A 22,066-nucleotide genomic window follows, 5' to 3' on the forward strand; every position below is an offset into this window, starting at 1 on the left:
CGGTGGGGAGCTCGCCCTATTATTCGAGTTGACGGGCCGATATTTGGTGGTATAACCGTGGTTTACCTGTCCACTCTTTATAAGGGATCGCGGCTAGTGTTTAGACCTCCTCCTCTCCTTAATCCTCTTAGCAATGCTTCTCAGGACCCTGCTCTTACTATCAGTCTTCCTAACGATAACCCGGCCCCGCCTAGAATACCAGGTCCGGGGGTATGCCTTATCCTCCTCTATAAGTGGATCGAGGCCGAGGTCGGAGGCGGCCTCGTAGATTTCTTCAAGGCGAGGATTTTCCACCGCCTCCTCTCGGGGGACCCTCCTTCCAAGCCTCCGGGTAAGCCTCTTATCAATATAGGAGGGGTATACTACTATTCTCTCCCCCTTGTACTCTCTGCTCAAAGGAGATGCCACCGAGGAGGCTATTCTTTGATGAGGACAGCGTTCACGACACCATCCTGCCCGGGCCTCGAGGTGACTACTGCCTTACCCTCAGTGGTCTCTATAATGGCCCCCTTGACTATAATCTGCCTCCTAGCATACTCCCTGTTAGCGGGAGTCTCAAGCACCCTGAGTATACGGGCCTTCACAGCCCTGCCCTTCTCCGGATCGGAGACTATGGCGTAGGCAGTCTTCCTAACCCTAACCTTGACGTTGCCGCCCCTAACCCTAACGATCTTCCTGCTCTCCTCGCTCCCGGCGACTGCGGGTACGAAGAACCTCCCAGTAGCATACTTCCTCTTAACCTTATAGTACCAGTTCTTCTTGCCTCCAGTCGGCTTCTTATGGTCCCTCCACTGGTATACTCCCATTCACTGCCACCTCAGTGTCTCATCCGCACAGATCCCCCGTTGCTGGAGCGCTTTAAAGAGTTAATCCCTGCCCCCTCCATGATACCCTGCGATCTCGAGGGCCTCCTCTACAGTCATCAGGTCGGAGTCGAAGCCCCCAATCCATGGCACTAGAGCCATGGTAACGGCCTGCAGTGTGAGGTCCTGCCTCGTAATGAAGCCGCCGGTCAGGTAGCCTATGTACCCGATCCCCTCGCCAATATCACCGCTCCTAGGGACCCTAACAGCGGTGGCCAGCTCCACCCCATGAAGGACCCGTTCAACTATCCCTTGTGGCAGCTCGAATGAAGAACTCACTCCAACGCTAACTCTACTATTGGGCCCCACGATCACTGCTATCTGGGTCTCAATAAACCCTGTGCTCGTGTAGAATTCTATAGGGCCCGCCTCAACCCCGACGCCGAAATCAGCGTTCCTTCTCGCCTCCAATGCGCGCTTAAGAGCACCCCTGTAGACCATTAGGGACCCTGCCGGCTGGCTGGGGAGGCTGGGGGGCTTTACAGGGATTACCTCTCCGATGTTACAGAATCTCCTGAAGGCTTCCTCGACAGCCCTAACCTTGACCTCGTTCATTGTTGCAATCGAGACTCTTACCTTCCTACTACACCAGTCCCGCTTGTAATTCATAGCGACACCCTATTCTAAAAACAACCAATCAGATAATATCCTCTAGGAACCCCGCATTTCCCCGGGAGATCGTAGGCGGGGACTTACCGTCACTGGTGCTCGGCTATGGCGGAACTAGTGCACGTGGGACTGATACCGGACGGTAACAGGCGTTGGGCTAATAGGAACCGTGTGGGGCTATATGAAGCCTACCTGAGAGGCCTAGATGTCTTAATGGACGTCATAGACTACTTGTCCGATAAGGGGATACGCTATATAACAGTCTTCGCTATGAGCCTAGACAACTGCCTTCGACGCTCTAGAGCAGAGATCAGTATATTGCGAAGAGTCACTAATGTTGCGTTCAAGAAGGTAAGAGAGCATAAGAAAGTGAGGAATGGAGAAGCGAGGATAATAGTAATGGGTAATCCCTGCATTATAGGGGAGGAGGTCGCCGAGGAATCGCGGGAGATAATGGAGATCTCTAGGTGGGGGAGCCCGTTTACCATAACCATACTCTACTGCTACTCTAACGCTATAGAGCTGAACAGGGTGAGGATGGGCTACATGCCCGCTAGCACTCTATTCCTCCCCAACCTGGACCTCGTCATAAGGACTGGAGGGTACCCGAGGCTCAGCGGCTTTCTCCCCCTACTGGCAGATTATGCGGAGTTATACTCCACCCAGACCCTCTGGCCAGACCTAACATTTAAGGAAGTTGATGAGGCCATTGAATGGTATCATAACCTCCCTAAGAACTATGGGAGATAGACTCCTCACCCGTACCCTTCTCACGGACGGCGACCCGCCTCGTTAGCTCTATTAGTGCGGCTATACCGGTCCCTATGATTATATACTGTATGAACCCGCTGTCTAGGAACGCTTGCAGCGTTATCTCCTGGTTGGGGCCTATTTGGCGGAGGTATACGCCCATATTATAGAATGCTAGTGCTACTGAGAGGGTTACTATGATGCCTGCAGCCTCGTGGTATAGGTTTAGGTCTCCCCTGCTGGCTTTAGTGAATACTCTGTTTATGAGGAGGTATGATATTATCGAGGCGCTTAATAATGGTATTGATACCCTTGAGACTTCTGATATTAGGCTCGTGTTGAGGCCGTATCTCTCATAGGACTGGTAGCCCGAGTAGAGGGCTGTGCCGAAGAGCAGGATGAACACTATTAGGCCTACTATATGGAAGTGGGGTCTCTCCCAAATAGCCTGAGCTACGCCATGGAGCCACTCCTCTAGAGGCCTCTCGAGGTTGAAGCCAACAATGATCATAGCTGAGCCTATGAGGAGTAGTAGAAGTTCTAGTGCGAGGTATGCCATGTTGAAGAGAGCAGTTATGCTTATCGTTAGGAGAGCTATTCCTGGAATCCCCACGAGATACTTCGAGTAGCGTGGATCCTCTGCTGCTTTCTTGAGGTACTTCAACACGAGGAGGTAACCACCCTCTATACCAAGGTGTTGCTCTACGATGACCCTATAGAATCCAGCGATACTCCCGTATTCATGTAGTAGTTGGGAGATAACAAATTCATCCTCGCCATCACTGACGATATAGAATTCAACCGGGGAATTCATTTTCTCAACGATCCTGGCTACCGCCTGCTTTATATTCCTCTGCGCGGCTAGAGAGTCGACCTTATGGCCTCCAACAACGGCTATTTCAGGGTCGAGGCCTTTCTCTGAGAGCTCCTTATAGAGTTTGAGCCCGGCCAAGATAGCGTTAACGTCGGCGTCCTCTGGCCTCTTAGTCCCGAATTCTAACGCGGCCTTCTTGACATTATCGTAGCCTACCACCATGCTCGTCCCTAGAGCGTCAGCTATATCATTATCTATGTCTACAACGAGTATTAGGGGTCTCCTTTTCTCGTTTAAGGCCAACTCACGGTTCACCGGTATTCTAAGCTGTATTCGCCAGCTGGGTCTCCATTGGGTGTAATTACGTCTGCAGAGGATAAATAATCATGCCACCGTGCGGGAAACATTGTAATAGTATATATCTGTTGACTCGATAGTATTCCGTTAGAACTCCCCGTAAAGCACCTTTAGCTCTTCGAGAGTTAGAGGCTCTCCCCTCTCCAGCTTCTCCTTTATCTCGCGCCTCTTCTTTTCGATGAGTTCAAGCTTTATACCCTGCTCCTTTGCAACCTTCAACTCTCTCAGCTTGATCATAGTCTCACGGTACTCATTGTATAGTGCGTCAAGCTGTTTCGAGAGATCGTCGATCAGCTGACTCCTCTCCTTTATCTCCCTGGAGAGGGCATCGACCTTGCTGTTCATCTCATCGTACTTAGGTGACAGGGTCTGGATCTGGTTCTTTATCTTTCCGATATTCTCGCGTATCTCGTTGATCTTCTGGTTTAGCTCTCTCAAACGCATGCGTAGCGCCTTGACCTCCGCCTCTAATTCCATTACGGAGAGGACTTGCTCTCTAGCCTTTCTAACCCTCTCTATCATCTCCTCGAGCCGCTCGATCCTCTCGATGAGCCTCCTCTCCTCCTCGGGAGGAAGCACGCTTGTCATCTGCCTCCATTCCAGCTCCTCTAGCCTACGCTGGAGCTTCCTCAGACTAATCTTAGCCACGTCACCTTCCTTCTCAGCTATCTGTTTTGCTATCTTCAACTGCTCCCTCTTCTCCCTGAGAGTGTTGGCTACTGAGTCCCTCTCCTTCTTCAGCTCCTCTAGTTCCTCGATGAGCTTCTTTCTCTCGGCCCTAAGCTTCTTCAGCTCGTCTAGGAGGACTCTCTTCTCATCGATTAGCTTCCTCCGCTGGTTTCGGAGGTTCCTTATCTCATCTATAAGCTGCCTCCTCTGGGTCTTGACCTCTACTATCTTATCTCTTAGCTCCTCAGCCTTCTTGAGTAGCGCTTTCTCGTCTAGCTGTGCTTCAAGACGCTCCTCGACCAACCCTATCCATCACCTTTCGACGCCGAGCCTAGTGCGGGTGAGCAGCGCCCTTTAGGCGCCATAAGGGGGGACTGTGCAATCGGGGTTATAATGCTTAATCTACGGATCCGCCCTCGGACTCCTTATCCTCTTCCTCAGTGATTGTCTCAACGCTCGGCTCTTCTCCTTGGCTTATGATCTGGAGTATTCTAGCGTATACCGTTTTGATCAGTTCCTCATCGTATATCGAGGCTGGAAGGATCTCTCCTATGAAGCCAGAGTCCCGGACGGCGGCTGCTAGGTGGAGGGCTAGGAGCTTTATGTTGTAGTCGATTCCTGGAACGTCTTCTATGAGAGATTCGAGATAGCCCTCCTCACTCAGCCTGGGTATGATCTCCTCGATTACCTCTGGTAGGAGGAGGTCCGACTTGGTCGCTATGTTTAGTTGGGGGAGCCTCATCCTCACTGCAACGCTTGAGGCTAGTGATAGAGCTGAGACTATGGATAAGGGGTCTTCGAAGAATGGAGCGTCTATTAGGAATAGTGTTACCGCGGGATCCTCCCCTATGATGGTGTTGATTATCACTGGGCCGCTCGACCGGTAGGCGAAGAGCTCCAGCTGGCCTGGAGTGTCGATTATGGTTAGGTCTGCGGAGTACTTGTTGATCTCGTCAATAATTTCGTCTACGTAGTTTACAATTGAAGCAACAGAGGCTATCAGGGCTCCATTGGGTCCGAGCCCTTTCTTCATGAAGTCTTGGACTGAGACGTAGTCCCTCACGTCAATGTGGGGGTCGTAGGGTAGCACTTCGGCGGCTGGATCGAAGTTTACAATTATAGTTTTAGGCCCTCTCCTTGAGGCTAGCTCTGCGAGGGTTTTTGCCAGGGTAGATTTACCGCTACCTGCAGGCCCCACCAGGACGATATACCTAGTCAATACCCTTTGACCTCCAAGGGATGACCGCTTGCCGGAGCCCTATTATTAATGGTATGAGCAGGAGTAGGCCGGGAGTGACCCGCCCCGTGCACATGTTCCCCCGTGACGCCGGGGCAGGGTTCGCACGGGACCGGGGTTCACTCTACCCTAAGATCCCTTTCCTGGAGGATTTAAATCGAAGGGTCCCTTTTCGAGCTGTGAGCATGATTCAATATGGGATGAGGTTGTCGTAGAGGAGGGATTAAGGGATTACCGATTGCGGCTCCCCAGGGGCGGAAGGTTAACTTCATACCCCCCGGGAGTACAGGGTCAGCGCTGGAACGCTAGGTCATCGCCGTCTCTATTAGGGGGTGTTAGGGTTTATTTTCGCCCCTCCTAGCCCATCTCTTCTTTCACTGACTTCATTGTCTTGAGGGTCTTCCATAGGGTGGGCTGAATCCACAGTATCCACGCTGGGACGTTCTTGAGGAACTCGTACGCTTCCTCCCACCCGTCGAGGCCGAGCCTCTGAGCCAGCTCTTCCAGGGTCATGTTCGTCTTCACGTACCTCTGAAGGACGCTTAGTACCTCCTCATCTATTGATATTTCCTTGCTACCCGCTTTTACCTTGAACACGGGCTCACTCATCCTCTACAGCACCCATCTCCCCACCGAGGAGTATCGAGGATATTAAAGTTCTGGTGGGGCCGCCGGGATTTGAACCCGGGACCACCAGCGATCTGGGCTCGCCCCGTCTCGGGGCTGGGGACTTGCTCCCCAGGCTGGCATCCTAGCCAGGCTAGACGACGGCCCCTCTCCCACTCTAGGGAATTGCAGTATTGGATCCTTTAAAGTTATCCGGCCCCCCACCCGTGACGGATTCTGCTTAAAGGTATGGTATACTGTGATCTTGTAAAGGTATACGTTTCCAAGAGGGAATATAGTGGGTTAGCCCAGGTTTACCGGGGCAAAAGCGTATAGAGAAACCAGTTATCACTGGTAATACCAGATTCGATGCTTAAACTTAGGGTGTTAGGGGTGGAAAGCGTAGGCAAGGGGATTGGGGTAATACTAGTAGTGTGTTCTCATTGCGGCTTCGTCTTCCACACATACTCTATTGGTGACAAGCATAATAAGGCTAAGTTTAGCGGTGTCCCGACCCCCTCAAAGGCTCTCAGCGGCTATGATGGACTCGTGTGCCCACACTGTAGTAGGAGGGTATCTCTCCGGCCTAATAGAATTCAAGTCATGAATTGGAAGAAGTTCGTCGAGCTATATGATATACTCGAGAAACCCCTACCTAGGCTGAGGCCTTCAAGGACAATCGTGGAGGAGCATATGAGGGGCGCCCACGACCTGAGCAAGTCAATAACCGGCGACACCGCGGTCGGCATGAGCTAACCCAAAGAACTACTTGCCGGAGGAGAGGAAATCTAGAACCACACCTCTAACCTCAAGGTAGGAGTCCCAGCTACAGTCTTTATAATAGCTCTGGAAGAGCCTGCTCTTTCTCCGGAGGAGATCTACGCCTCCGGGAAACCTTGAAAGAACACCAGAGGCTAGCTTGACGACGTTACCGCATCCACCGCTGGAGGATTCATAGTCTATTATGAGAGCCTTACCGGGCCAGCCTGTGAACTTCACATGCTTCCAGGGCCTCGAGATCTCAAGATGGAGTATACCTGCCGCGTTGAGAGCCCTCGCCGCCTCCAAGGCCTCCTCGACAGCTCTGAGGGGATTATATGTTAAGGCCTCCTTTAGGTGGGGGCCATCAACGTAATCCATCACTATCAAGTCATCGTCGTAGTAGTAGGGTTTGGGAGACGCGCCCACCCGGTAAGCCTTTTCTAGGATTAAGCCTTCACGGTAGAGGCTTGCTCTCTTAGAGTCTCTCCTTCTCACCTTAATAGCCCTCTTAACTCCACCCATCAACCCTGATAATACTATCGAGGAGTGCCCCTTCCCAGCCACCCCTTCGGGGTGGATGCCTGCCGGCTCATAGCAGAGGGACTCGAACCCTAGAGACTCCAGCCTAGCAACAATGCGGTCGCAGCCACACGTTCGGGGATAGCATAGCCATGAGAGTAGCCTATAGCTACCCGTCCCGTCGACACGATAGCAGGCTCCACGTGCGGTGATCATAGAGTCATCCACCCGGGGATGGAGCTGCAGGGCTCAATACCCTCTCTGCACTCGAATATGCTAGCAGCACAGTTGCTGGATCCGAGCAGGCCGGGAGCCCTCTCAATTGCCCAGGAGTATGCGATGTCATCCACTCTCCTAGCACTTCTCTCCCTTACACCGTAGATGCGCCCGTCATCTCCTACCCACACCGGGTAGCCTTCTTCAAGCCTTCTCTCAATGAACCTCATAATCCCCTCATCCCCCGCCCACGCCGGGGGACCCTTAGCCACCTCAACCGGTGGAAGAGTGCGCTTCAAAACCACCACTTCAACAGTAATCCATCTAGCCTCATCGGTCTCGGCCCTGTATATTGTGGGCTCGAACCCGCTCCGTTCTAGGATCGTGTAGAGCTCCCTGGCCCCCCTCACAGCCTTACCCCATACCGCCTCAGGGGATCTACCCGCATAGTCCCCCGTGCACTCCACTCTAACGAGGTGCCCGTATGGCCGCCTCACCACCGGCTTAGAGTATGGGTGGAAGAACTCCTTGGAGGGATTCCTAGAATACAGCTTCGATGCCAGTATGAATGTTGAGAGAGACTTTAGTGAGACCGCGGCCGCCGCGTTCCTCGCAGGGTCTACTGGGTCAACTACTATCAGTGGGGATTCCCTGTACTTTTCCAGGAGGAGCCTCTTATCCCCCACGCCCTCTGGATCTATGTATACTGGGGGCCTCCACCTCCTAGCCTCCGAGATCAGCCTCCTGAAGGAGCCATAGTGTATTATGAGGAGTTCCGTGAGGTACCCGCTGAACCCCCTCACACGTGTCTCCGCCCCATATACGCCTATGCCTTTGAGGAAAGCCTTTAGGAGGCGGACCTCGTCCCTCATGCAGTCGTCTAGTTTGGAGAGGACGTACATGGTGTGGAAGGGCGTCCTCTCGACTCCGAGACCCTTCCTCCTGGGTGCATCCACCTTCACCGCAGGGACAACGTCGGCCTCCATTCCTAGAATGGTGACTGTAACGTAGGGGTGCTGGGCGTACTTCACCATTACAGGGAAGTCTCTGGCTAAGCAGGATCTTAGAAGGGGCTCTGCTCTACTGTTTATCCACGAGTCATCTACTCCCCGGAAGAGTACGAAGACGTTTAGCTCCCACTTATCGCTAGTAATGGTTCCCTTAGCATAGCTACCCACCGGGATAATTTCAAAATCAAGCCCTCTCCTGGAGAGGCAGGATTCTAGCACCTTGCGAAGCCACTGGTAGAGGGCGTGGAGGAGCCTCGACTGTGCACGCGAGGGCCTAATCCTGGCTAGGACCTCCTCCTCCACCCTGGAGCGGGGAGGACATTTCAATCTAGCTTAACCTCCCATAGAGTCTCGTAGATGGGGCCTGCCCTCGTCAGGGTGCTCTTCTTCAGCCTTATTGAGTCGACCTGGACCTCGCCCACATCGATATCTGAGTACTCTAGTATTATCCTTGAAAGGGCGTGGATGTTCCTAGACCCCTTTATTCTGGCAAGGGTTATGTGGGGGACGAACCTATCCTTTTCCGGCGGGAATCCAAGCCTGCGGAGGCGGTCCTCGATGAAGTCGCGGATACCCGTGAGCTTATCGGCGCCCTCACTCACTCCAACCCAGAACCACCCTCGGCCGGGTGGGTGAGGGGAAGGCTCCGAGCCCGTGAAGTCTTATCTTGAACCTCTCCATCCTTATGGGCTTCAATACCTCCTCTATTATCTCGTCGACCCTGTGCCTAGGTATCTCTCCTATGAAGCGGAGGGTGAGGTGTATATTCTGGGTCTCCACGGGCTTCATAGGCGTACCTGTTGAGGCGAGGGAATCCTTTATCCTTTCAAGCACGGACAGGACTAGGGGCTCCTCGATGTCTACTGCGATGAATACCCTAACCCGCTCATTATACAACCACACGCACCACGTTGGACTTCGAGCCCGCGAACCCTTAATTGTTTCAATTGGGGATGGAGCAACACGGGCTGCTGGGATGAGGTTAACAGTCGCGGTTACAGGTATGCCTGGAAGCGGTAAATCACTCGTTGCCAGGATCATTGCAGAGGTGCTGGAGGCACCCCTCTATAGTATGGGGGATGTGGTTAGAAGGGAGGTTGTGAGGAGGGGGCTCGAGCTAACCGTTGAGAATGTCGAACGAGTCGCCACCCAGCTGAGGGAGGAGCTTGGGAAGGCCGCCGTCGCATTCCTGCTCCTCGATGAGATACGGGGGGTGGAGGGTCCAATAGTTGTAGATGGACTCCGGAGCCTAGACGAGGCGAGAGTACTCTCTGGGAGGGGGAGGCTTTGTATTGTAGCGGTGCATGCGAGCCCCCTGACCAGGTTCAAGAGGATGATGGCGAGGGGGAGAAGGGATGAGATCAAGGGTTGGAGGGACCTCGTTTTGAGGGATACAAAGAACCTGGAGTATGGGATAGGAGGGGTGATCGCGATGGCAGACTATATGATTGTCAATGAGGGAACAATGGAGGAGGTGGAGAGGGAGGCTAGAAGGATAGCGGAGAGGATCAGGCGTGGCGAGGGCAAGGATTGTAGTGGAGGCGGAAGTACGCCCTACGGAGAGCATTGAGAAGGTCAAGTCCGCGATACTAAACATCATAGACCCAGAGGATATAGAGGTTGAGGGAGGCGAGTACAAGAGGGTAATCGCTGTATCAAGCAGCCTCCAGAGCCTCGAGAGGCTCCGCAGGCTCCTGAGAGTCGAGAGGATCCTCGACGCCGCTAGGGGTGCTATGAAGAAGGGCATCTCTGAGGGAAGGCTCGTATTCTACCTCCACAAGCAAGCCCTCTACGCTGGGAGGTTGAGCTTCGTCTCCGGCGACTACGAATCGCCGCTTGGAGCGGTCCGAGTCGTAATAGAACACCCGGAGCCCAGGAGGGTTCTAGACTGGCTAGCCCCGCCAACAAGCCGTGGCAGACCAGTTTTCGAGCTGGACCAGCCACCCTAGAATCTAACCTGGATCCTTTGAAGGTCCCAGGAGAGCATAGTTTTAGGGAAGAGGGCTAAGGCTTCCCTATACAGCCTCCACGCCTCATACCCCCTATACCTCGGGCTTACATGGAATAGGAGGAGGCTCTCGACGCCAGCCTCTCCAGCTACTAGGGCGGCGTGCTCGGCGGTAGAGTGGCCCCTGCTGAAGGCTTCATCCTCCAACTCAGACGAGTATGTGGAGTCATGTATGAGGAGCGTGGACTCCCGGGCTAATTCTATTATGGACTCGCAGGGAGCTGTGTCCCCAGTATATGTTATGCTAGCCCCCTTCGCGGGCTCCACCACATCCTCCAGTCTAACCACAGCACCTCCAATCTTAGCCTCACCATCCCGTAGTAGCTCCGAGATCCAGGGTCCCGGCCGTATACCAATGCTCTTGAGGGCCTCCGCTCTTATCCTTGGCCTCGGCCTCCACTCCAGCCTGTAGGCTAGGCTTTCGGTGGTGTGGCAGGCGGGAGCCCATTTGGCGAGGAGCTTGTCTCCCCCTACCTCGTATAGGAGTAGGGACCCCTCCCCTTCTAGGGTGAGGTAGTTCACCTGGAAGCCGAGCCTCCCGCTCGTCGCCTCGAGCGTCTCCCGGGCAAAGTCAACGACGCTCTTGGGGCCTGCTATTGTGAGGGGCTTCTCCCTCCGGGTAACGCTCATTGACTGGAGGAGGCCCGCTAGCCCGTTAACGTGGTCGCCGTGCTCGTGGGTTACGAGGATCAAGTCTATATCGTGGACGCTCCGGGGGGACTGGTGGAGATGTATCTGGGCCCCCTCCCCCGCGTCAAGGAGGACAGTGTACCCTCTCCAGTCATAGACTAGGAAGGAGGAGGTCAGCCTCTCGCTGGTAGGCATCACACCCCCGCTCCCCAGCACAGTTACTTCAACGTATGGCATATGCCTAACCCACCTTCCGTGCTACAACAACCTCCCTAGCTAGGGTGGAGTGGACGTGCATGTGGAACCTCCTCTCAACCCGAAGCCCAGCCCCTACGGCGAGCTTCCAGGGCTCCTCCCTCTCCGGGCCAGCATACACTATGTAGCCTCCAGGCCTCAGCACCCTCTCAGCCTCGGTTAGGAAGCCCTCGACGAGCTCCCGATAAGATCTCTTAGCAGTAGTGGTTGACCTGCCATAGGGGGGATCAGTTGCTATAGCATCAACGCTCTCGCTTGAGAGGGGTAGACGGGCGGAATCCTGCCGGATAACTATGCTCCTATCATAGACGTTGTAATGCGATAGGTTAACCCTAGCCCCACGGACCATCTCCACGGCTATGTCCCCGCAGATGCAGAGGCTTGCACCGGTGAGGCACGCTTCTAACACGAAGCCACCGGTCCCGCAGAAGGGGTCAAGGAAGACGCCTTCCTCGGGGAGCCTTGAAAGGTTCACAAAGACCCTTGAAAGCTGTGGGCTTAGGGGGCCTGGTTTGAAGAAGGGCCTCTTGCCCGGCCTCCGGACGTTATACTCCCGAGTATCCTGTACTCCAATGATCTCTCCTAGAACATAGACTCCCTCGGTTATGAATAGACGGAGGAGGGACCCTCCCGCCCCCAAGCCTAGAGAGAGGGCTAGCCTCTTAATCCTTCCCGTGTCTATATGGCACGAGTAGCCCTTGTACTTCTTCACGAGTAGTCTCTTATACTTCCTGAGCCCCTCGCCGAGCAATTTAAGCGAGGACTCGATTACCTCCTGATCCGCTGTGCCATGGAATAGGACTCTCCCAGTCTCCTTGACCCACCCTGCCAGCCTTGTTATAGCTGATGGGTCGCGGCTGGACTCGAAGAGGGCTAGTCCCTCGAAATGGTATAGTATCCTACCTGGGACCCTTGCTTGGAGGATCGCTTCTAGCTCAGCTAGGGGCATTACGGGGTGTTCTCCGCTGAGTATAGCGTAGTAAAGCTTGCGCTCTCCAGTCAACACCTACACCGAGAGGGATCCAGCTATGAGGGGGCCTATGTCGATGTACTCCAATATAGGAGACTCCTTCCTTGGAAGCGTGTTGGCGGCGTAGATCTTCTCGATCCCAAACTTCTCGAGCTTCTCGAGAGCGTTGCCCGCTAGCAGGGCATGGGCTACGAGGGCATACACCTTCCTAGCCCCTTGCTGGAAGAGGAGGCTCGCCGCCTTTGCTATCGTTCCACCTGTACTTATTATGTCATCCACCAGTATGATAGTCCTTCCTTCAGCGGGGATTTCTTTAGGCTCCATCACTATCTCCCCAGTCACCCTGTCCCTGTGTTTTACGATGTAGTCGTAGTCTGCTCCCAGCGCTTCGGCGAGCCTCTTAGCCCTTCCCAGCGCTCCTTTATCGGGGGCTAGCACGAGTAGGTCTCCGCTTAGATCGAGCTTCCCAGCCATGTACTCGTAGGGGGATAGGTTAATGCTCCTGCCTTCGAACCACTCGAGGCTCTCCGGCTTGTGTATTTCAACAGTAACGACCTCATCGTATCCTGCGCTCTTCAAGGCTTGTAGGATGATCTTTATGCTCACAGGCTCCCCTGGGAGAAACCTCCTATCCTGTCTAGCATAGGCTATGTACGGCGCTATGAGTCCAACCCTCCTCGCCCCCGCACCTAGGGCTGCGTCTGCTAGGAGGAGGGCTTGTATCAGCGAGTCGTTCTGAGGAGGACCTATAGTCTGGACAACGTAGACTTCTTCCCCGTTGAGGTCGACGGGTACCCGTACATAGTGTTCCCCGTCCGGGAAAACCTTCCACTGTGCAGCAACCAGGCGGGCCCCTAGCTCACGGGATATGCTCTCAGCCAGCTCTCCGCTGGGCTCGCTGGGGCCAGCTAACAGTATAACCACTACCCTTGCACCGGTCTCCGGATTTGGGCTCGAGGAAAAATTAACTCTGACACCACAGTGGATGGAGGGGGTTATGCTGGTTGTTAAGGGCTGATAGCGGGAAACGCCACCTTGTGGCGATGATAGGAATAGGAACTATGGAGTCTATTCCCGTCTACCACTTTAGTCCAGGAGGCCTAGCAGTTAGAGCAGTCTACTCTAGCATCGAATATCCCGTCTACAAATGTGAAGCCTTCCCCATCTGCGTCTTCGGCGAAGGGGGCAGGGTGCTTTCACCGGTCGAGGTGGATTCAGGCTTCCTCCTCGATAGGGCCAGGGCCTGGTCGGCCTGGTCTATATTCCTAGACGGGCTTGAGCCCCTCAACAGCATGGGGGAGGGGACGCTTGAAGAGCTAAGAGAGAATGCTGGGAAGAGGGGGTTGAGCGTTGGGGCTAGGAGCCTTGGCTTAGTGGAGGGGGAGAGGCTCTGGGCCCTCGACTACCTTGTCATCGACTATATGAGGGACTATGCCCTGGACCCGTCAATACCAGGCGATGCGGTAAAGCTGCTCTACAAGGTCCTAGATAGTAAACTATGGGTGGAGGTCTCAGCATACCTTAAGACACCGGACTATGGAAGGCTCCACCCTCTCGTCGTAGCACTAGAAGGCACTGAGGTGCCCCTTCATGTCTTCATAGAGGATCACCGTGGGGGAGGGCCTGTGAGAGACCTCTACGAGAAGCTTAGGGAGAAGCTGAAGTACGTCTATATACACAACGACCTCTACCCCGAGCTCGACACGGTCTGCCCCAACTGCGGAGCCCCAGTGGCCTCGAGGAGTGAAGGAGTCCTCAGGGTCCTCGAGGTAAGGGATGGATCGTGCTGGAAGTGCGGATACAAGATCCCTCTGAGGGTCCCTGTAAGGAAGAAGACCCCCGAACACCTACTATTAACACTAGAAGAGGGTGGAGTGAAATGGTATCATCCGAGCCAGCTAGTAGGGGGCGCGGGCTACTGGCTAGGCCTCATGTAAGGCCCGCCCGCCTCTTGGAGCCTGTTGAGGGCAAGGAGGGCTGGGTTAGATGCAACCTCTGCGCTAAAAGGTGTATTATAGCCCCAGGACGCTACGGCGCCTGCGGGGTTAGGAGGAATATCGATGGAAAGCTCTACACGCTTGTATATGGGCTCCTAACCGCCATGAACATCGACCCGATAGAGAAGAAGCCCCTATACCACTTCCACCCCGGGAGCAGGGTTCTCAGCATCTCAACGGTTGGCTGCAACTTCTTCTGCAGGTTCTGCCAGAACTGGGTAATAAGTCAGAGCAGGCTCGAAAGGGGACTCTACGGGGTGTATAAGAGCCCGGAGGAGGTGGTCTCAGCCGCTCTCGAGTATGAGGCCGACGGCATCGCCTACACGTACAACGAGCCAACTATCTTCTTCGAGTTCATGTACGACACTGCTAGGCTAGCGAAGAGGCACGGCCTATTCAACACGATGGTAACAAACGGCTACATGACCCCGGAGGCTGTAGACGAGCTCGGAAGCCTCATGGACGCGGCGACCGTAGACTTCAAGGGGGGAGGAAACAAGGAGTTCTACCGTAAATTCATCGGAGTATGGGATCCAGACCCGATCTACGACGCACTCTTAGCCATGAAGGATAAGGGGTGGTTCATAGAGGTAACAAACCTCGTAATCCCCAAGGTAGGTGATAAGGAGGAGGACGTCAGGAGGCTGGCTAGGTGGATAGCGGAGAACCTAGGCGATGAGACCCCATTCCACCTCCTACGCTTCCACCCCGACTACAAGATGCTCGATTACCCCCCAACCCCCCTGTCGACCCTAGAGAATCTTGCCAAGGCCGCGATGGAGGAGGGGCTCAAACACGTCTACATAGGAAACGTGACTCCCCACCCACTCGAGCATACCTACTGCCCCAACTGCGGATACAAGGTGATCGAGCGGGTAGGATTCACAATAGTATCCTGGAGGCTCAAGGAGGACAACACGTGCCCCAGCTGCGGATACAAACTCAACATCAAAGGATACTATCACCGGAGGAAGCTTGGCTTCCCTACAATTATATGAGAAACCCATTAAACCTCTACACCCGTAAAGACCGCTACATTAAGAATATAACCCTCTGCAGTCTATTCCCGTTTCGGTCACGACGAAACTCGGAGGTGCACTAATTTGAAGTACTGCCCCAAGTGCGGTGGACCAATGTTCCCAGTCAAGAAGGGGAACGAGATATACCTCAAATGCAGGCGCTGCGGCTACGAGATAAAGGCTACTGAGAAAGACCTGGAACAGTACAAGGTAGTCCATAAGGCAGATAAGAAGTCCAAGGTAGTGACAACCAAGGTCGTTAGCCAGGTTAAAAAGAAGAGCTCCTCCCCTGAAGACCTGGAGTCCGCGAAGGAGGAGTACTATGAGCTCGTCCTAGACCAGCTGGGAGAATACGGGGAGTAGAGCAGGTACTAGCTGATATATTAAAATTAATTACTTTTCAGATAAGGAGCCTAGTAGGCCTCCAATAGCTTGCAGTTCTTTGCTCGCCTCCTCCAAATCCTTGTGGGTGTCGATGGACTTCCAGTAGTAGGGCGGGATCGAATACTTGATCACTCCAAGCTTCCCAGCACTCGCCAGCTCGGGGAACGCGGTCTTCTCGATATCACCGTACTCGGGGAGATAGTCAATTATCTTGGGGGTGAAGGCGTAGACCCCGCCATTAATCCAGTACTCGTAGAGAATCGGCTTCTCCTTGAAGTCAACGATGAGCCTCCTCTCCTCGTCTATGGATAGGATCCCGTAGGGGCTCCGAAGCGGTACGGCGGCAATGGTAGCTACGAGGCCCCTCTCCTTCACGTCCTCTACAAGCTTTCTCGGATCGATATTAGTGATAACGTCGCCATTCACAACGACCACAGTTTCATTCCTCTTTAAAACGCTCCCAGCATTCTTCAAAGCCCCACCGGTGCCTAGGGGCTCATCCTCAACCACGTATGTTATGCTCACACCATACTTAGCCCCGCTACCTAGGTGCTCAATGATCTTCTCCTTCAAGTAGCCGGCAAGCACCACTATCTCGTCGAATCCATAGTACTTCAGCCACTCGATCTGGTACTCGATAACAGACTTCTCGCCAACCTTAACCAGGGGCTTCGGAACCTCCAGTGTTAGGGGTCTAAGCCTCTTACCATAGCCTCCCGCAAGGATCATTGCTAAAGCCATTCTTTACCTCCCCAATCAAGTTGTATCCCAACATCATTATAATGTTTGTTTCAGTGTCCTTCGGATTCCTCCATATAATGGTGGGCCCGGGGGGATTCGAACCCCCGACCGCCCGGTTATCAGCCGGGCGCTCTACCGGGCTGAGCTACGGGCCCTCCCCCACACTGGGGGATCCCAGCCCTGAAGGCCTCCCCGAGCCTCTCACGTGCTAATGGGATCATGGGTGGTACTGTTTTAGCTTTTGCGGTTGATCCACAAGCTGCCGGAACTTACTTCTCGGGTATAGGCAGCGTAGTGCTGAATGGATTCATACAAGGAATGAGCAGTTAAAGGGGGAGGGAGTGGTAGCCGGGCGGGGATTCGAACCCCGGTCACGGGGGTTCTCCCCGCAGGCCAACCCCCTCCACGGTGGGGAGGGGCCTGTCGGGCCAGAGCCCCGCATCCTTGGCCGCTAGACGACCCGGCTATCCCTCTGCCGGGATCAAGATGGATTGATCCTTCTAGTTTAATAAGGGTTAGCCCCGGCCCTACCCGTGTATAGGAGTATGGGATTGGACCCCCGCCTAAGGAAGCTGGTAGAGGCCTGCAGTTCAAGCGAGGAAGAGTGCCGTAGGGCTCTAGAGGAGTTCCTTAAAGAGATGTGCAGCGACCCGAGCGAGTGCGAGTCACCCAGGGGCAGGAGGCGCCTAATAGAGAAGTATGCTTGGATCGACAAGCTCCTAGAAAAGGGGGTCCCCGACGGAAGATCCAGGCTAATACTCTACGTCATAAGCAGGTACCTAGTCAACGTCAAAAACACCCCCTTAGAGGAGGCACTCCTCTCAATAAAACAATTCCTAGACAACAGCTGCAAAAACTACAACAACTGCTCGAAAATATACGACTCCTGGATAAGAAACGTCCTCCGCAGCGTCTCCCAAGGAAAATGGCTGCCATGGACCCTAGAAAGACTCAAGGACAGGGACCCAGAGCTATACGACATAGTCCAATCAGTCCTAGAAGAGTAGAGAGTTCAACTAAATCGGAAAACAGTAAAATGGAAAACAAAAAGAAGATGTAATGTTTTGTATATTGGTCGGGGTTGATGGGGTGTTTCATGGTGCGACTATCAAGCCCCGTTATGGTTATATAAGGCTCCCGAGAAGCACAAAGATTGGAAGAATCCAAAAGACACTGAAACTTCATAGCTATATCCTGTCCTGATTCCACGGCTAGCCTCATAATCTGGGCGAAGAATCCAAAAGACACTGAAACCCATCCAAGAAGGGCGGCAAGGCAGGCGGGAAGGTGGTAATAGCAGCTGAAGAATCCAAAAGACACTGAAACGATGAAGAGGGGTTATAGGGGCAGTGCCCCTATGATGGTGGACCGGCCGGGATTTGAACCCGGGGCCTCTCGGGTGCAAGCCGAGCGCTCTTCCAGGCTGAGCTACCGGCCCGTCCGCTCACTAGTTTTTGCCTTGGTGAGTTTATCAACCTTTCCTCTCTAGGATTCCTATAAGGTGAGGGGCTGGGTGTGGGTTTCGCCCGATTATTCCTGGCTGCGGTGTTGCTCGCTGTGATCCTATGGGGTTTTGCAAGCCTAGTGTCCCCCTCACCCCAGAATGGGTCTTCTAGCGTGTCGAGTACTGTTCCAGGTCAATCCTCCTCTGCAACGACCACACCTCTCCGCGGGGACGGTGTTTGGGTATGTAATGGTAGTGTGGTATGGGCTGCTGTTGAACGGATTAACGAGTTGAGGGAGGAGTTCGGGGTTCCCCCCGTGCACTACATGAATACTACGGTGGCTTTGTATAAGGTGCGGGATATGGTTGAGCGGGATTACTTTGGCCATTGTGACCCTGACGGGGTCCCCTACTTCCTAGGGTATACCCTTCATGGTGGGGTTTATGATGCCGAGGAGAACCTTGGAGTATTCTATTCTATGGAAGGCGAGCTTAGGGGGACTCCGTTAAACTACACGCTCCGCCTCATTGACGGCATGGTCTATAATGACTCCGAGTCTAATTGGGGTCATAGAGACTCCCTGCTCGACCCCACTAATAACTATGTGGATGTAGCCTGCGCTTACAATGGGAAGAGGTTCTATCTAGCCATATACATGTTGAAGGTGTGGGTTGACTGGATCGATCCTCCAGCATACAATGATACCAGCGGCCTATTCCACGCGGCGGGAAGGATAACGCTTGTGAATTCCAGCCTCGAGTATGTAGGGGTCTACGTGTGGAAGGCGCCCCACGTGATCTCTTGGCCCAGGACGGCCGGGTTAACATTCACTTGCCACTCGATATCTATAAGCGACTTCTACGCCTACGTGCTGCCCTATAGGGTTGAGGGCGCTCGGGTTATCGAGCCTGAGACGTATGTTGTCGACGATGGATTCTTCAACGTGACGTTCCACGTCCCAAGGTTTAATGATAGCTACACCATCATAGTGCTGTGGGCTGACAACACGCTCCCAGTAAAGCACCCATTCGACAAGGAGAGGTATGATAAAATGGTGACTGTGTTGACCTATACCATTCCCCCTGCTAGAGGGAGCCGAGGAGCTTCCTAGCCTCCTCCTGGGGGTTGAAGGCTTTCTCCAACACGTCTATCATGTACCATACGCTCTCGATATACTCCTCTATCTTCTTGATCTCCTCGGGCTTGTTGAGCAGGTGCTTATACCTGCCCTGGTGCTTAAGGTACTCGGTTACAGGCAGCCTCTTGGAGGGATCCTTAAACCTCCGCCCTATGGGTGAGAGCTTGAATACTCCATCGACGTACTCGTAGAGTGGGAATAGACCCGTCTTAACCGCCAGCTGCCCTATTTCACCAGTCATTGCTGGGTCGAATCTCCAGCCCACCGGGCATGGGGCTAGGAGGTGTATGTATTTGAACCCCTTGATCTTTGATGCCCTCTGGACCTTCTCTATGAAGTCTGTCGGGTAGCCTACCGTTGCGGTTGCAACGTATCTCGCCCCATGGGCTATCATTATGAGGGGTATGTTCTTCTTGTGCTCCTTCTTCCCAGTCCATGTAGTGGTTGTCCACGCCCCGTATGGGGTTAGGCTACTCCTCTGTATCCCAGTGTTCATGTAGGCCTCGTTGTCGACGCAGATGTATAGTATGTCGTCGTTCCTCTCCGCGGCCCCACTCAGGGCCTGGAAGCCGATGTCACCGGTGCCACCGTCCCCAGCCCATACGACTACCTGCACGTCTTTACCCTGCGCTTCGAATGCCGCCTTCATCCCGGCTGCGGCGGATGCTCCCGCGGCGAATACTATGTTCAAGACTGGAGCGTTTATGCCAGACTTAGGCGAGATCCCCTGTATTACACTGCTGCACCCAGCAGGTATCACCATTACAAAGTTGTCTCCTAGAGCCATCTTGAGGTACCGCATGCCCATTGTCTCGGGGCATCCAGGGCATGCGGCGTTCCCAGGCATAACATACTTCTTCTTGGGGATCCTCTTCAGGTTCACGCCCATCTCGCAACCACCTCCTTGGGGTGCGGGGGATACTTCCCCGCATACTTCTCGGGGAGGAGCCACTCTACGGGAGTGTATACTGCTCCCTCCTCCACCTGCTTTATGAACTTGTGGATCTCGTCCTTCATCCTAGCGGCTCCTACATCCACGCCTGTCAAGCCGGCGATTACCCCCTTCAGGTTGATCTTCATGGGGTAGAGGGTCTGCGCTACCTCCGAGAAGAGTATTCCCGTGCTCCCCATCGAGACTGCCCTGTCGAACACTATTACTCCCTTAGCGCCTCCGAGTAGCTCTATGAGCTTCTCTCTGGGCCATGGCCTCACAAACCTTATCCTCGCCACCCCCACTGGGAGGCCCTCTTCCCTCAGCATGTCTGCAGCCTTCTTCGCATCGCCAGCCCAGCTGCCCATTATGACGGCGAAGTACTCTGCATCATCACACCTATAGCAATCGACGAGGCCACCATAACTCCGGCCGAAGACCTCGCCGTACTCCCTGTCAACCTCCTCAATCACCTTCTTCGCAGCCTCCATCGCCGCAGCCATAGAGTACCTCATCATGAAGTGGTCCTCGTCCGGGGCGATATTGCCCATCACAATATCAGTCTCCGGCGAGATCACGTAGGGTTGCCTCCTCGGAGGGAGCCACTCGTCAACCAGCTTCTGGTCGGGCACATCTACCGGGGCCGTCGTATGGGATAGGATGAATCCCTCAAGGCCAACCATTACGGGAAGGTATACTCTAGGGTCCTCGCTTATCTTGAATGCTTGGAGGGTTAGGTCTAGAACCTCCTGGTTCTCCTGCGCCATTGCTATGATCCAGCCGGAGTCCCTCTGGTCAAGTATATCCTGGTGATCCACGTGAATATTCCAGGGCGGCCCAATAGCCCTCGTAACCACAGCCATAACCAGGGGTATCCTGGCCCCCGCAGCCCACCACACAACCTCGTGCATATAGAGGAGTCCATGACTAGCCGTGGCCGTGAAGGCCCTGGCCCCAGCACTCGCAGCCCCGAAGACGGCGGCGAGAGCGGAGTGCTCGCTCTCAACCCTAATCATCCTGGCATCGAGCTCGCCCTTCTCGATCATCTCGGAGAGCTTCTCCACGATGGTGGTCTGGGGCGTTATGGGGTAGGCGCTTATAACCTGGACTCGGGCAAGCCTAACCGCCTCAGCAACCGCATAATTCCCCGTAAGGGTCTTCACAACCACACTCATCACCCTTCAGAAACCATATCTATAGCGTCGAACGGGCACATGTGGGCGCATATCCCGCAGCCCTTACAATACTCGTAGTCGATGGTGACTTTACCATTATCCAGCCTAATGATCGTGTCCTCTGGACAGTAAAGCCAGCAGATGAGGCAGCCTGTGCACTTATCCTCGTTGACTACGGGCTTCTGAGTTCTCCAGGCCCCAGTCTTACCGACGCTCCCTGGGGCGGGACGGCTGATTGGGGCGAAGAATAGGGTTTTAGGCTCTTCTAAGACAGGCCTATTACTCATCGCCATCTGGAATCAGCCCGCTCATGGATATAATGTAGCCTTCGCGGGGGTTATTATTTCAGAGTATAACCCTGCATAGATACCCTAGATAACCGTATTCAGCACGGCTTCACCTTCTCCGCAGCCTGCATTATAGCCTCAGCGTTCCGCTCGCCAAGCTTGCCAGGGAACCTCGCCTTAACAGCTTCAACAACTGATTCGAGCCCTACCAGGCCAGTGGCCTTAGAGAAGGCGCCAAGCATTACAGTATTAACAACGGGCCAGCCGCTCACGACCAGGCCGAGGTCAAGTGCTATCGCAGTAGCGTCTACACAGTATATCTCGTAGGGTCCCTCTATGGGGGGCTTCTCCTTGGCATTCGCTATAATCAACCCGTTCTCCTTGAGACCCTCAGTCACAGCGGCTAGCTCGAACAGTCTGGGGTCAAGGACTACAACTATATCGGGGTTCTCGATCCTGCTATGAGTCTCAATCGGCTCATCGCTTATCCTCGCGAAGGCTACGACTGGGGCGCCTCTCCTCTCAGCCCCGAAGTAGGGGAAGGCCTGAGCATACTTGCCCTCCCCCACTGCAGCGTTTGCAAGGAGGTTAGCCGCGGTAACTGCGCCCTGGCCTCCTCGGCCATGGAACCTTATCTCGACAAGCATACTAGACCCCATAATGAATATTCGGAG

General features: G+C 54.2%; 28 protein-coding genes and 4 tRNA genes. 9 read left to right on the top strand and 23 right to left on the bottom strand.

Features of this window, described 5'->3' with window-relative positions:
- Nucleotides 1–93 precede the first annotated feature (93 nt).
- The 3 genes from ACZ47H_RS07175 to ACZ47H_RS07185 are packed head-to-tail and all read right to left on the bottom strand — an operon-like array spanning nt 94 to nt 1,472.
- Nucleotides 94–396: a signal recognition particle protein Srp19 gene (locus tag ACZ47H_RS07175; RefSeq protein WP_464933008.1), complete on the bottom strand. Its 303-nt coding sequence runs from the start codon at nt 394–396 to the stop codon at nt 94–96.
- A gap of 20 nt (nt 397–416) precedes the next feature.
- Nucleotides 417–806, bottom strand: coding sequence for a 30S ribosomal protein S8e (locus ACZ47H_RS07180; protein ID WP_464933009.1), 390 nt, complete (start codon nt 804–806; stop codon nt 417–419).
- Between the two features lie 60 nt (nt 807–866).
- Nucleotides 867–1,472 (bottom strand): inosine/xanthosine triphosphatase, encoded by a 606-nt coding sequence (locus ACZ47H_RS07185; RefSeq protein WP_464933010.1) that lies wholly within the window; start codon nt 1,470–1,472, stop codon nt 867–869.
- Between the two features lie 105 nt (nt 1,473–1,577).
- Between ACZ47H_RS07185 and ACZ47H_RS07190 the strand changes: the two genes are divergently transcribed.
- Entirely contained in the window at nt 1,578–2,222 is a 645-nt protein-coding gene (locus ACZ47H_RS07190; RefSeq protein WP_464933011.1) for an undecaprenyl diphosphate synthase family protein, read from the top strand.
- On the opposite strand, the gene ACZ47H_RS07195 is transcribed toward ACZ47H_RS07190, so the two are convergent.
- The 5 genes from ACZ47H_RS07195 to ACZ47H_RS07215 form a co-directional block, all read right to left on the bottom strand.
- Nucleotides 2,203–3,339, bottom strand: a complete 1,137-nt coding sequence (locus tag ACZ47H_RS07195) for a DUF373 family protein (RefSeq protein WP_464933012.1) — start codon at nt 3,337–3,339, stop codon at nt 2,203–2,205. The genes ACZ47H_RS07190 and ACZ47H_RS07195 overlap by 20 nt on opposite strands.
- A gap of 141 nt (nt 3,340–3,480) precedes the next feature.
- Nucleotides 3,481–4,365 carry a coiled-coil protein gene (locus ACZ47H_RS07200; protein ID WP_464933013.1) on the bottom strand — a complete coding sequence of 295 codons (885 nt, stop codon included), beginning with the start codon at nt 4,363–4,365 and terminating at the stop codon, nt 3,481–3,483.
- Nucleotides 4,366–4,459: 94 nt separating this feature from the next.
- Nucleotides 4,460–5,281 (bottom strand): ATP/GTP-binding protein, encoded by an 822-nt coding sequence (locus ACZ47H_RS07205; RefSeq protein ID WP_464933014.1) that lies wholly within the window; start codon nt 5,279–5,281, stop codon nt 4,460–4,462.
- Between the two features lie 375 nt (nt 5,282–5,656).
- Entirely contained in the window at nt 5,657–5,908 is a 252-nt protein-coding gene (locus ACZ47H_RS07210; RefSeq protein WP_464933015.1) for a hypothetical protein, read from the bottom strand.
- Between the two features lie 51 nt (nt 5,909–5,959).
- Nucleotides 5,960–6,074: transfer RNA gene (locus ACZ47H_RS07215), tRNA-Pro, on the bottom strand.
- 224 nt (nt 6,075–6,298) lie between these two features.
- On the opposite strand from ACZ47H_RS07215, the gene ACZ47H_RS07220 reads away from it, so the two are divergent.
- On the top strand, nt 6,299–6,661 hold the full coding sequence (locus tag ACZ47H_RS07220; protein WP_464933016.1) for a hypothetical protein: 363 nt from the start codon (nt 6,299–6,301) through the stop codon (nt 6,659–6,661).
- 9 nt (nt 6,662–6,670) lie between these two features.
- Here ACZ47H_RS07220 and ACZ47H_RS07225 read toward each other — a convergent pair whose 3' ends face one another.
- From ACZ47H_RS07225 to thpR, 4 genes are read right to left on the bottom strand one after another with little or no spacing between them, the layout of a single operon-like run.
- Nucleotides 6,671–7,402, bottom strand: coding sequence for a hypothetical protein (locus tag ACZ47H_RS07225; RefSeq protein ID WP_464933017.1), 732 nt, complete (start codon nt 7,400–7,402; stop codon nt 6,671–6,673).
- A complete protein-coding gene (gene cca / locus ACZ47H_RS07230) occupies nt 7,399–8,739 on the bottom strand; it encodes a CCA tRNA nucleotidyltransferase (protein ID WP_464933018.1) in 1,341 nt (446 codons plus the stop codon). The genes ACZ47H_RS07225 and cca overlap by 4 nt, the downstream gene beginning before the upstream one ends.
- On the bottom strand, nt 8,736–9,014 hold the full coding sequence (locus ACZ47H_RS07235; RefSeq protein ID WP_464933019.1) for a 2'-5' RNA ligase family protein: 279 nt from the start codon (nt 9,012–9,014) through the stop codon (nt 8,736–8,738). Before ACZ47H_RS07235 ends, cca begins: the two co-directional genes overlap by 4 nt.
- Nucleotides 9,007–9,309, bottom strand: a complete 303-nt coding sequence (gene thpR, locus ACZ47H_RS07240) for an RNA 2',3'-cyclic phosphodiesterase (protein ID WP_464933020.1) — start codon at nt 9,307–9,309, stop codon at nt 9,007–9,009. The genes ACZ47H_RS07235 and thpR overlap by 8 nt, the downstream gene beginning before the upstream one ends.
- Before the next feature lie 79 nt (nt 9,310–9,388).
- On the opposite strand from thpR, the gene ACZ47H_RS07245 reads away from it, so the two are divergent.
- Nucleotides 9,389–9,982, top strand: coding sequence for an AAA family ATPase (locus ACZ47H_RS07245; RefSeq protein WP_464933021.1), 594 nt, complete (start codon nt 9,389–9,391; stop codon nt 9,980–9,982).
- On the top strand, nt 9,927–10,361 hold the full coding sequence (locus tag ACZ47H_RS07250) for an RNA-binding domain-containing protein (protein ID WP_464933022.1): 435 nt from the start codon (nt 9,927–9,929) through the stop codon (nt 10,359–10,361). Before ACZ47H_RS07245 ends, ACZ47H_RS07250 begins: the two co-directional genes overlap by 56 nt.
- Here the strand turns inward: ACZ47H_RS07250 and ACZ47H_RS07255 are convergent.
- From ACZ47H_RS07255 to prs, 3 genes are read right to left on the bottom strand one after another with little or no spacing between them, the layout of a single operon-like run.
- Nucleotides 10,358–11,287, bottom strand: coding sequence for an MBL fold metallo-hydrolase (locus tag ACZ47H_RS07255; protein WP_464933023.1), 930 nt, complete (start codon nt 11,285–11,287; stop codon nt 10,358–10,360). The two genes, ACZ47H_RS07250 and ACZ47H_RS07255, sit on opposite strands and share 4 nt — an antisense overlap.
- 4 nt (nt 11,288–11,291) lie before the next feature.
- A complete protein-coding gene (locus tag ACZ47H_RS07260) occupies nt 11,292–12,308 on the bottom strand; it encodes an RsmD family RNA methyltransferase (protein ID WP_464933024.1) in 1,017 nt (338 codons plus the stop codon).
- 3 nt (nt 12,309–12,311) lie between these two features.
- On the bottom strand, nt 12,312–13,199 hold the full coding sequence (prs, locus tag ACZ47H_RS07265; protein ID WP_464933025.1) for a ribose-phosphate diphosphokinase: 888 nt from the start codon (nt 13,197–13,199) through the stop codon (nt 12,312–12,314).
- Nucleotides 13,200–13,279: 80 nt separating this feature from the next.
- Here prs and ACZ47H_RS07270 point away from each other — a divergent pair, with 80 nt between their 5' ends.
- The 3 genes from ACZ47H_RS07270 (at nt 13,280) to ACZ47H_RS07280 (ending at nt 15,654) form a co-directional block, all read left to right on the top strand.
- Nucleotides 13,280–14,212, top strand: coding sequence for a hypothetical protein (locus ACZ47H_RS07270; protein ID WP_464933026.1), 933 nt, complete (start codon nt 13,280–13,282; stop codon nt 14,210–14,212).
- Complete coding sequence (gene amrS / locus ACZ47H_RS07275; protein ID WP_464933027.1) at nt 14,155–15,270, top strand: AmmeMemoRadiSam system radical SAM enzyme; 1,116 nt, start codon at nt 14,155–14,157, stop codon at nt 15,268–15,270. The genes ACZ47H_RS07270 and amrS overlap by 58 nt, the downstream gene beginning before the upstream one ends.
- Nucleotides 15,271–15,375: 105 nt before the next feature.
- Complete coding sequence (locus ACZ47H_RS07280; RefSeq protein WP_464933028.1) at nt 15,376–15,654, top strand: transcription elongation factor; 279 nt, start codon at nt 15,376–15,378, stop codon at nt 15,652–15,654.
- A gap of 30 nt (nt 15,655–15,684) precedes the next feature.
- Here the strand turns inward: ACZ47H_RS07280 and ACZ47H_RS07285 are convergent, their stop codons facing one another.
- The 3 genes from ACZ47H_RS07285 to ACZ47H_RS07295 form a co-directional block, all read right to left on the bottom strand.
- Nucleotides 15,685–16,416 (bottom strand): nucleotidyltransferase family protein, encoded by a 732-nt coding sequence (locus ACZ47H_RS07285; protein WP_464933029.1) that lies wholly within the window; start codon nt 16,414–16,416, stop codon nt 15,685–15,687.
- A 78-nt stretch (nt 16,417–16,494) separates the two neighbouring features.
- Nucleotides 16,495–16,571 (bottom strand) — tRNA-Ile (locus ACZ47H_RS07290).
- A 187-nt stretch (nt 16,572–16,758) separates the two neighbouring features.
- Nucleotides 16,759–16,882: transfer RNA gene (locus tag ACZ47H_RS07295), tRNA-Gln, on the bottom strand.
- Nucleotides 16,883–16,967: 85 nt separating this feature from the next.
- Between ACZ47H_RS07295 and priX the strand changes: the two genes are divergently transcribed.
- A complete protein-coding gene (priX, locus tag ACZ47H_RS07300; protein ID WP_464933030.1) occupies nt 16,968–17,423 on the top strand; it encodes a DNA primase noncatalytic subunit PriX in 456 nt (151 codons plus the stop codon).
- Between the two features lie 354 nt (nt 17,424–17,777).
- On the opposite strand, the gene ACZ47H_RS07305 is transcribed toward priX, so the two are convergent.
- Nucleotides 17,778–17,854: transfer RNA gene (locus ACZ47H_RS07305), tRNA-Ala, on the bottom strand.
- A gap of 263 nt (nt 17,855–18,117) precedes the next feature.
- On the opposite strand from ACZ47H_RS07305, the gene ACZ47H_RS07310 reads away from it, so the two are divergent.
- Nucleotides 18,118–18,972, top strand: coding sequence for a CAP domain-containing protein (locus ACZ47H_RS07310; protein WP_464933972.1), 855 nt, complete (start codon nt 18,118–18,120; stop codon nt 18,970–18,972).
- Here ACZ47H_RS07310 and ACZ47H_RS07315 read toward each other — a convergent pair.
- From ACZ47H_RS07315 to ACZ47H_RS07330, 4 genes are all read right to left on the bottom strand, one after another.
- Nucleotides 18,947–19,888 (bottom strand): 3-methyl-2-oxobutanoate dehydrogenase subunit beta, encoded by a 942-nt coding sequence (locus ACZ47H_RS07315; RefSeq protein ID WP_464933031.1) that lies wholly within the window; start codon nt 19,886–19,888, stop codon nt 18,947–18,949. The two genes, ACZ47H_RS07310 and ACZ47H_RS07315, sit on opposite strands and share 26 nt — an antisense overlap.
- A complete protein-coding gene (locus tag ACZ47H_RS07320) occupies nt 19,879–21,099 on the bottom strand; it encodes a transketolase C-terminal domain-containing protein (protein ID WP_464933032.1) in 1,221 nt (406 codons plus the stop codon). The genes ACZ47H_RS07315 and ACZ47H_RS07320 overlap by 10 nt, the downstream gene beginning before the upstream one ends.
- Before the next feature lie 5 nt (nt 21,100–21,104).
- Nucleotides 21,105–21,392, bottom strand: a complete 288-nt coding sequence (locus tag ACZ47H_RS07325; protein ID WP_464933973.1) for a 4Fe-4S binding protein — start codon at nt 21,390–21,392, stop codon at nt 21,105–21,107.
- 98 nt (nt 21,393–21,490) lie between these two features.
- Entirely contained in the window at nt 21,491–22,039 is a 549-nt protein-coding gene (locus ACZ47H_RS07330; RefSeq protein ID WP_464933033.1) for a pyruvate ferredoxin oxidoreductase subunit gamma, read from the bottom strand.
- Between the last annotated feature and the right edge of the window lie 27 nt (nt 22,040–22,066).

It is taken from the genome of Thermodiscus maritimus (assembly GCF_055382595.1).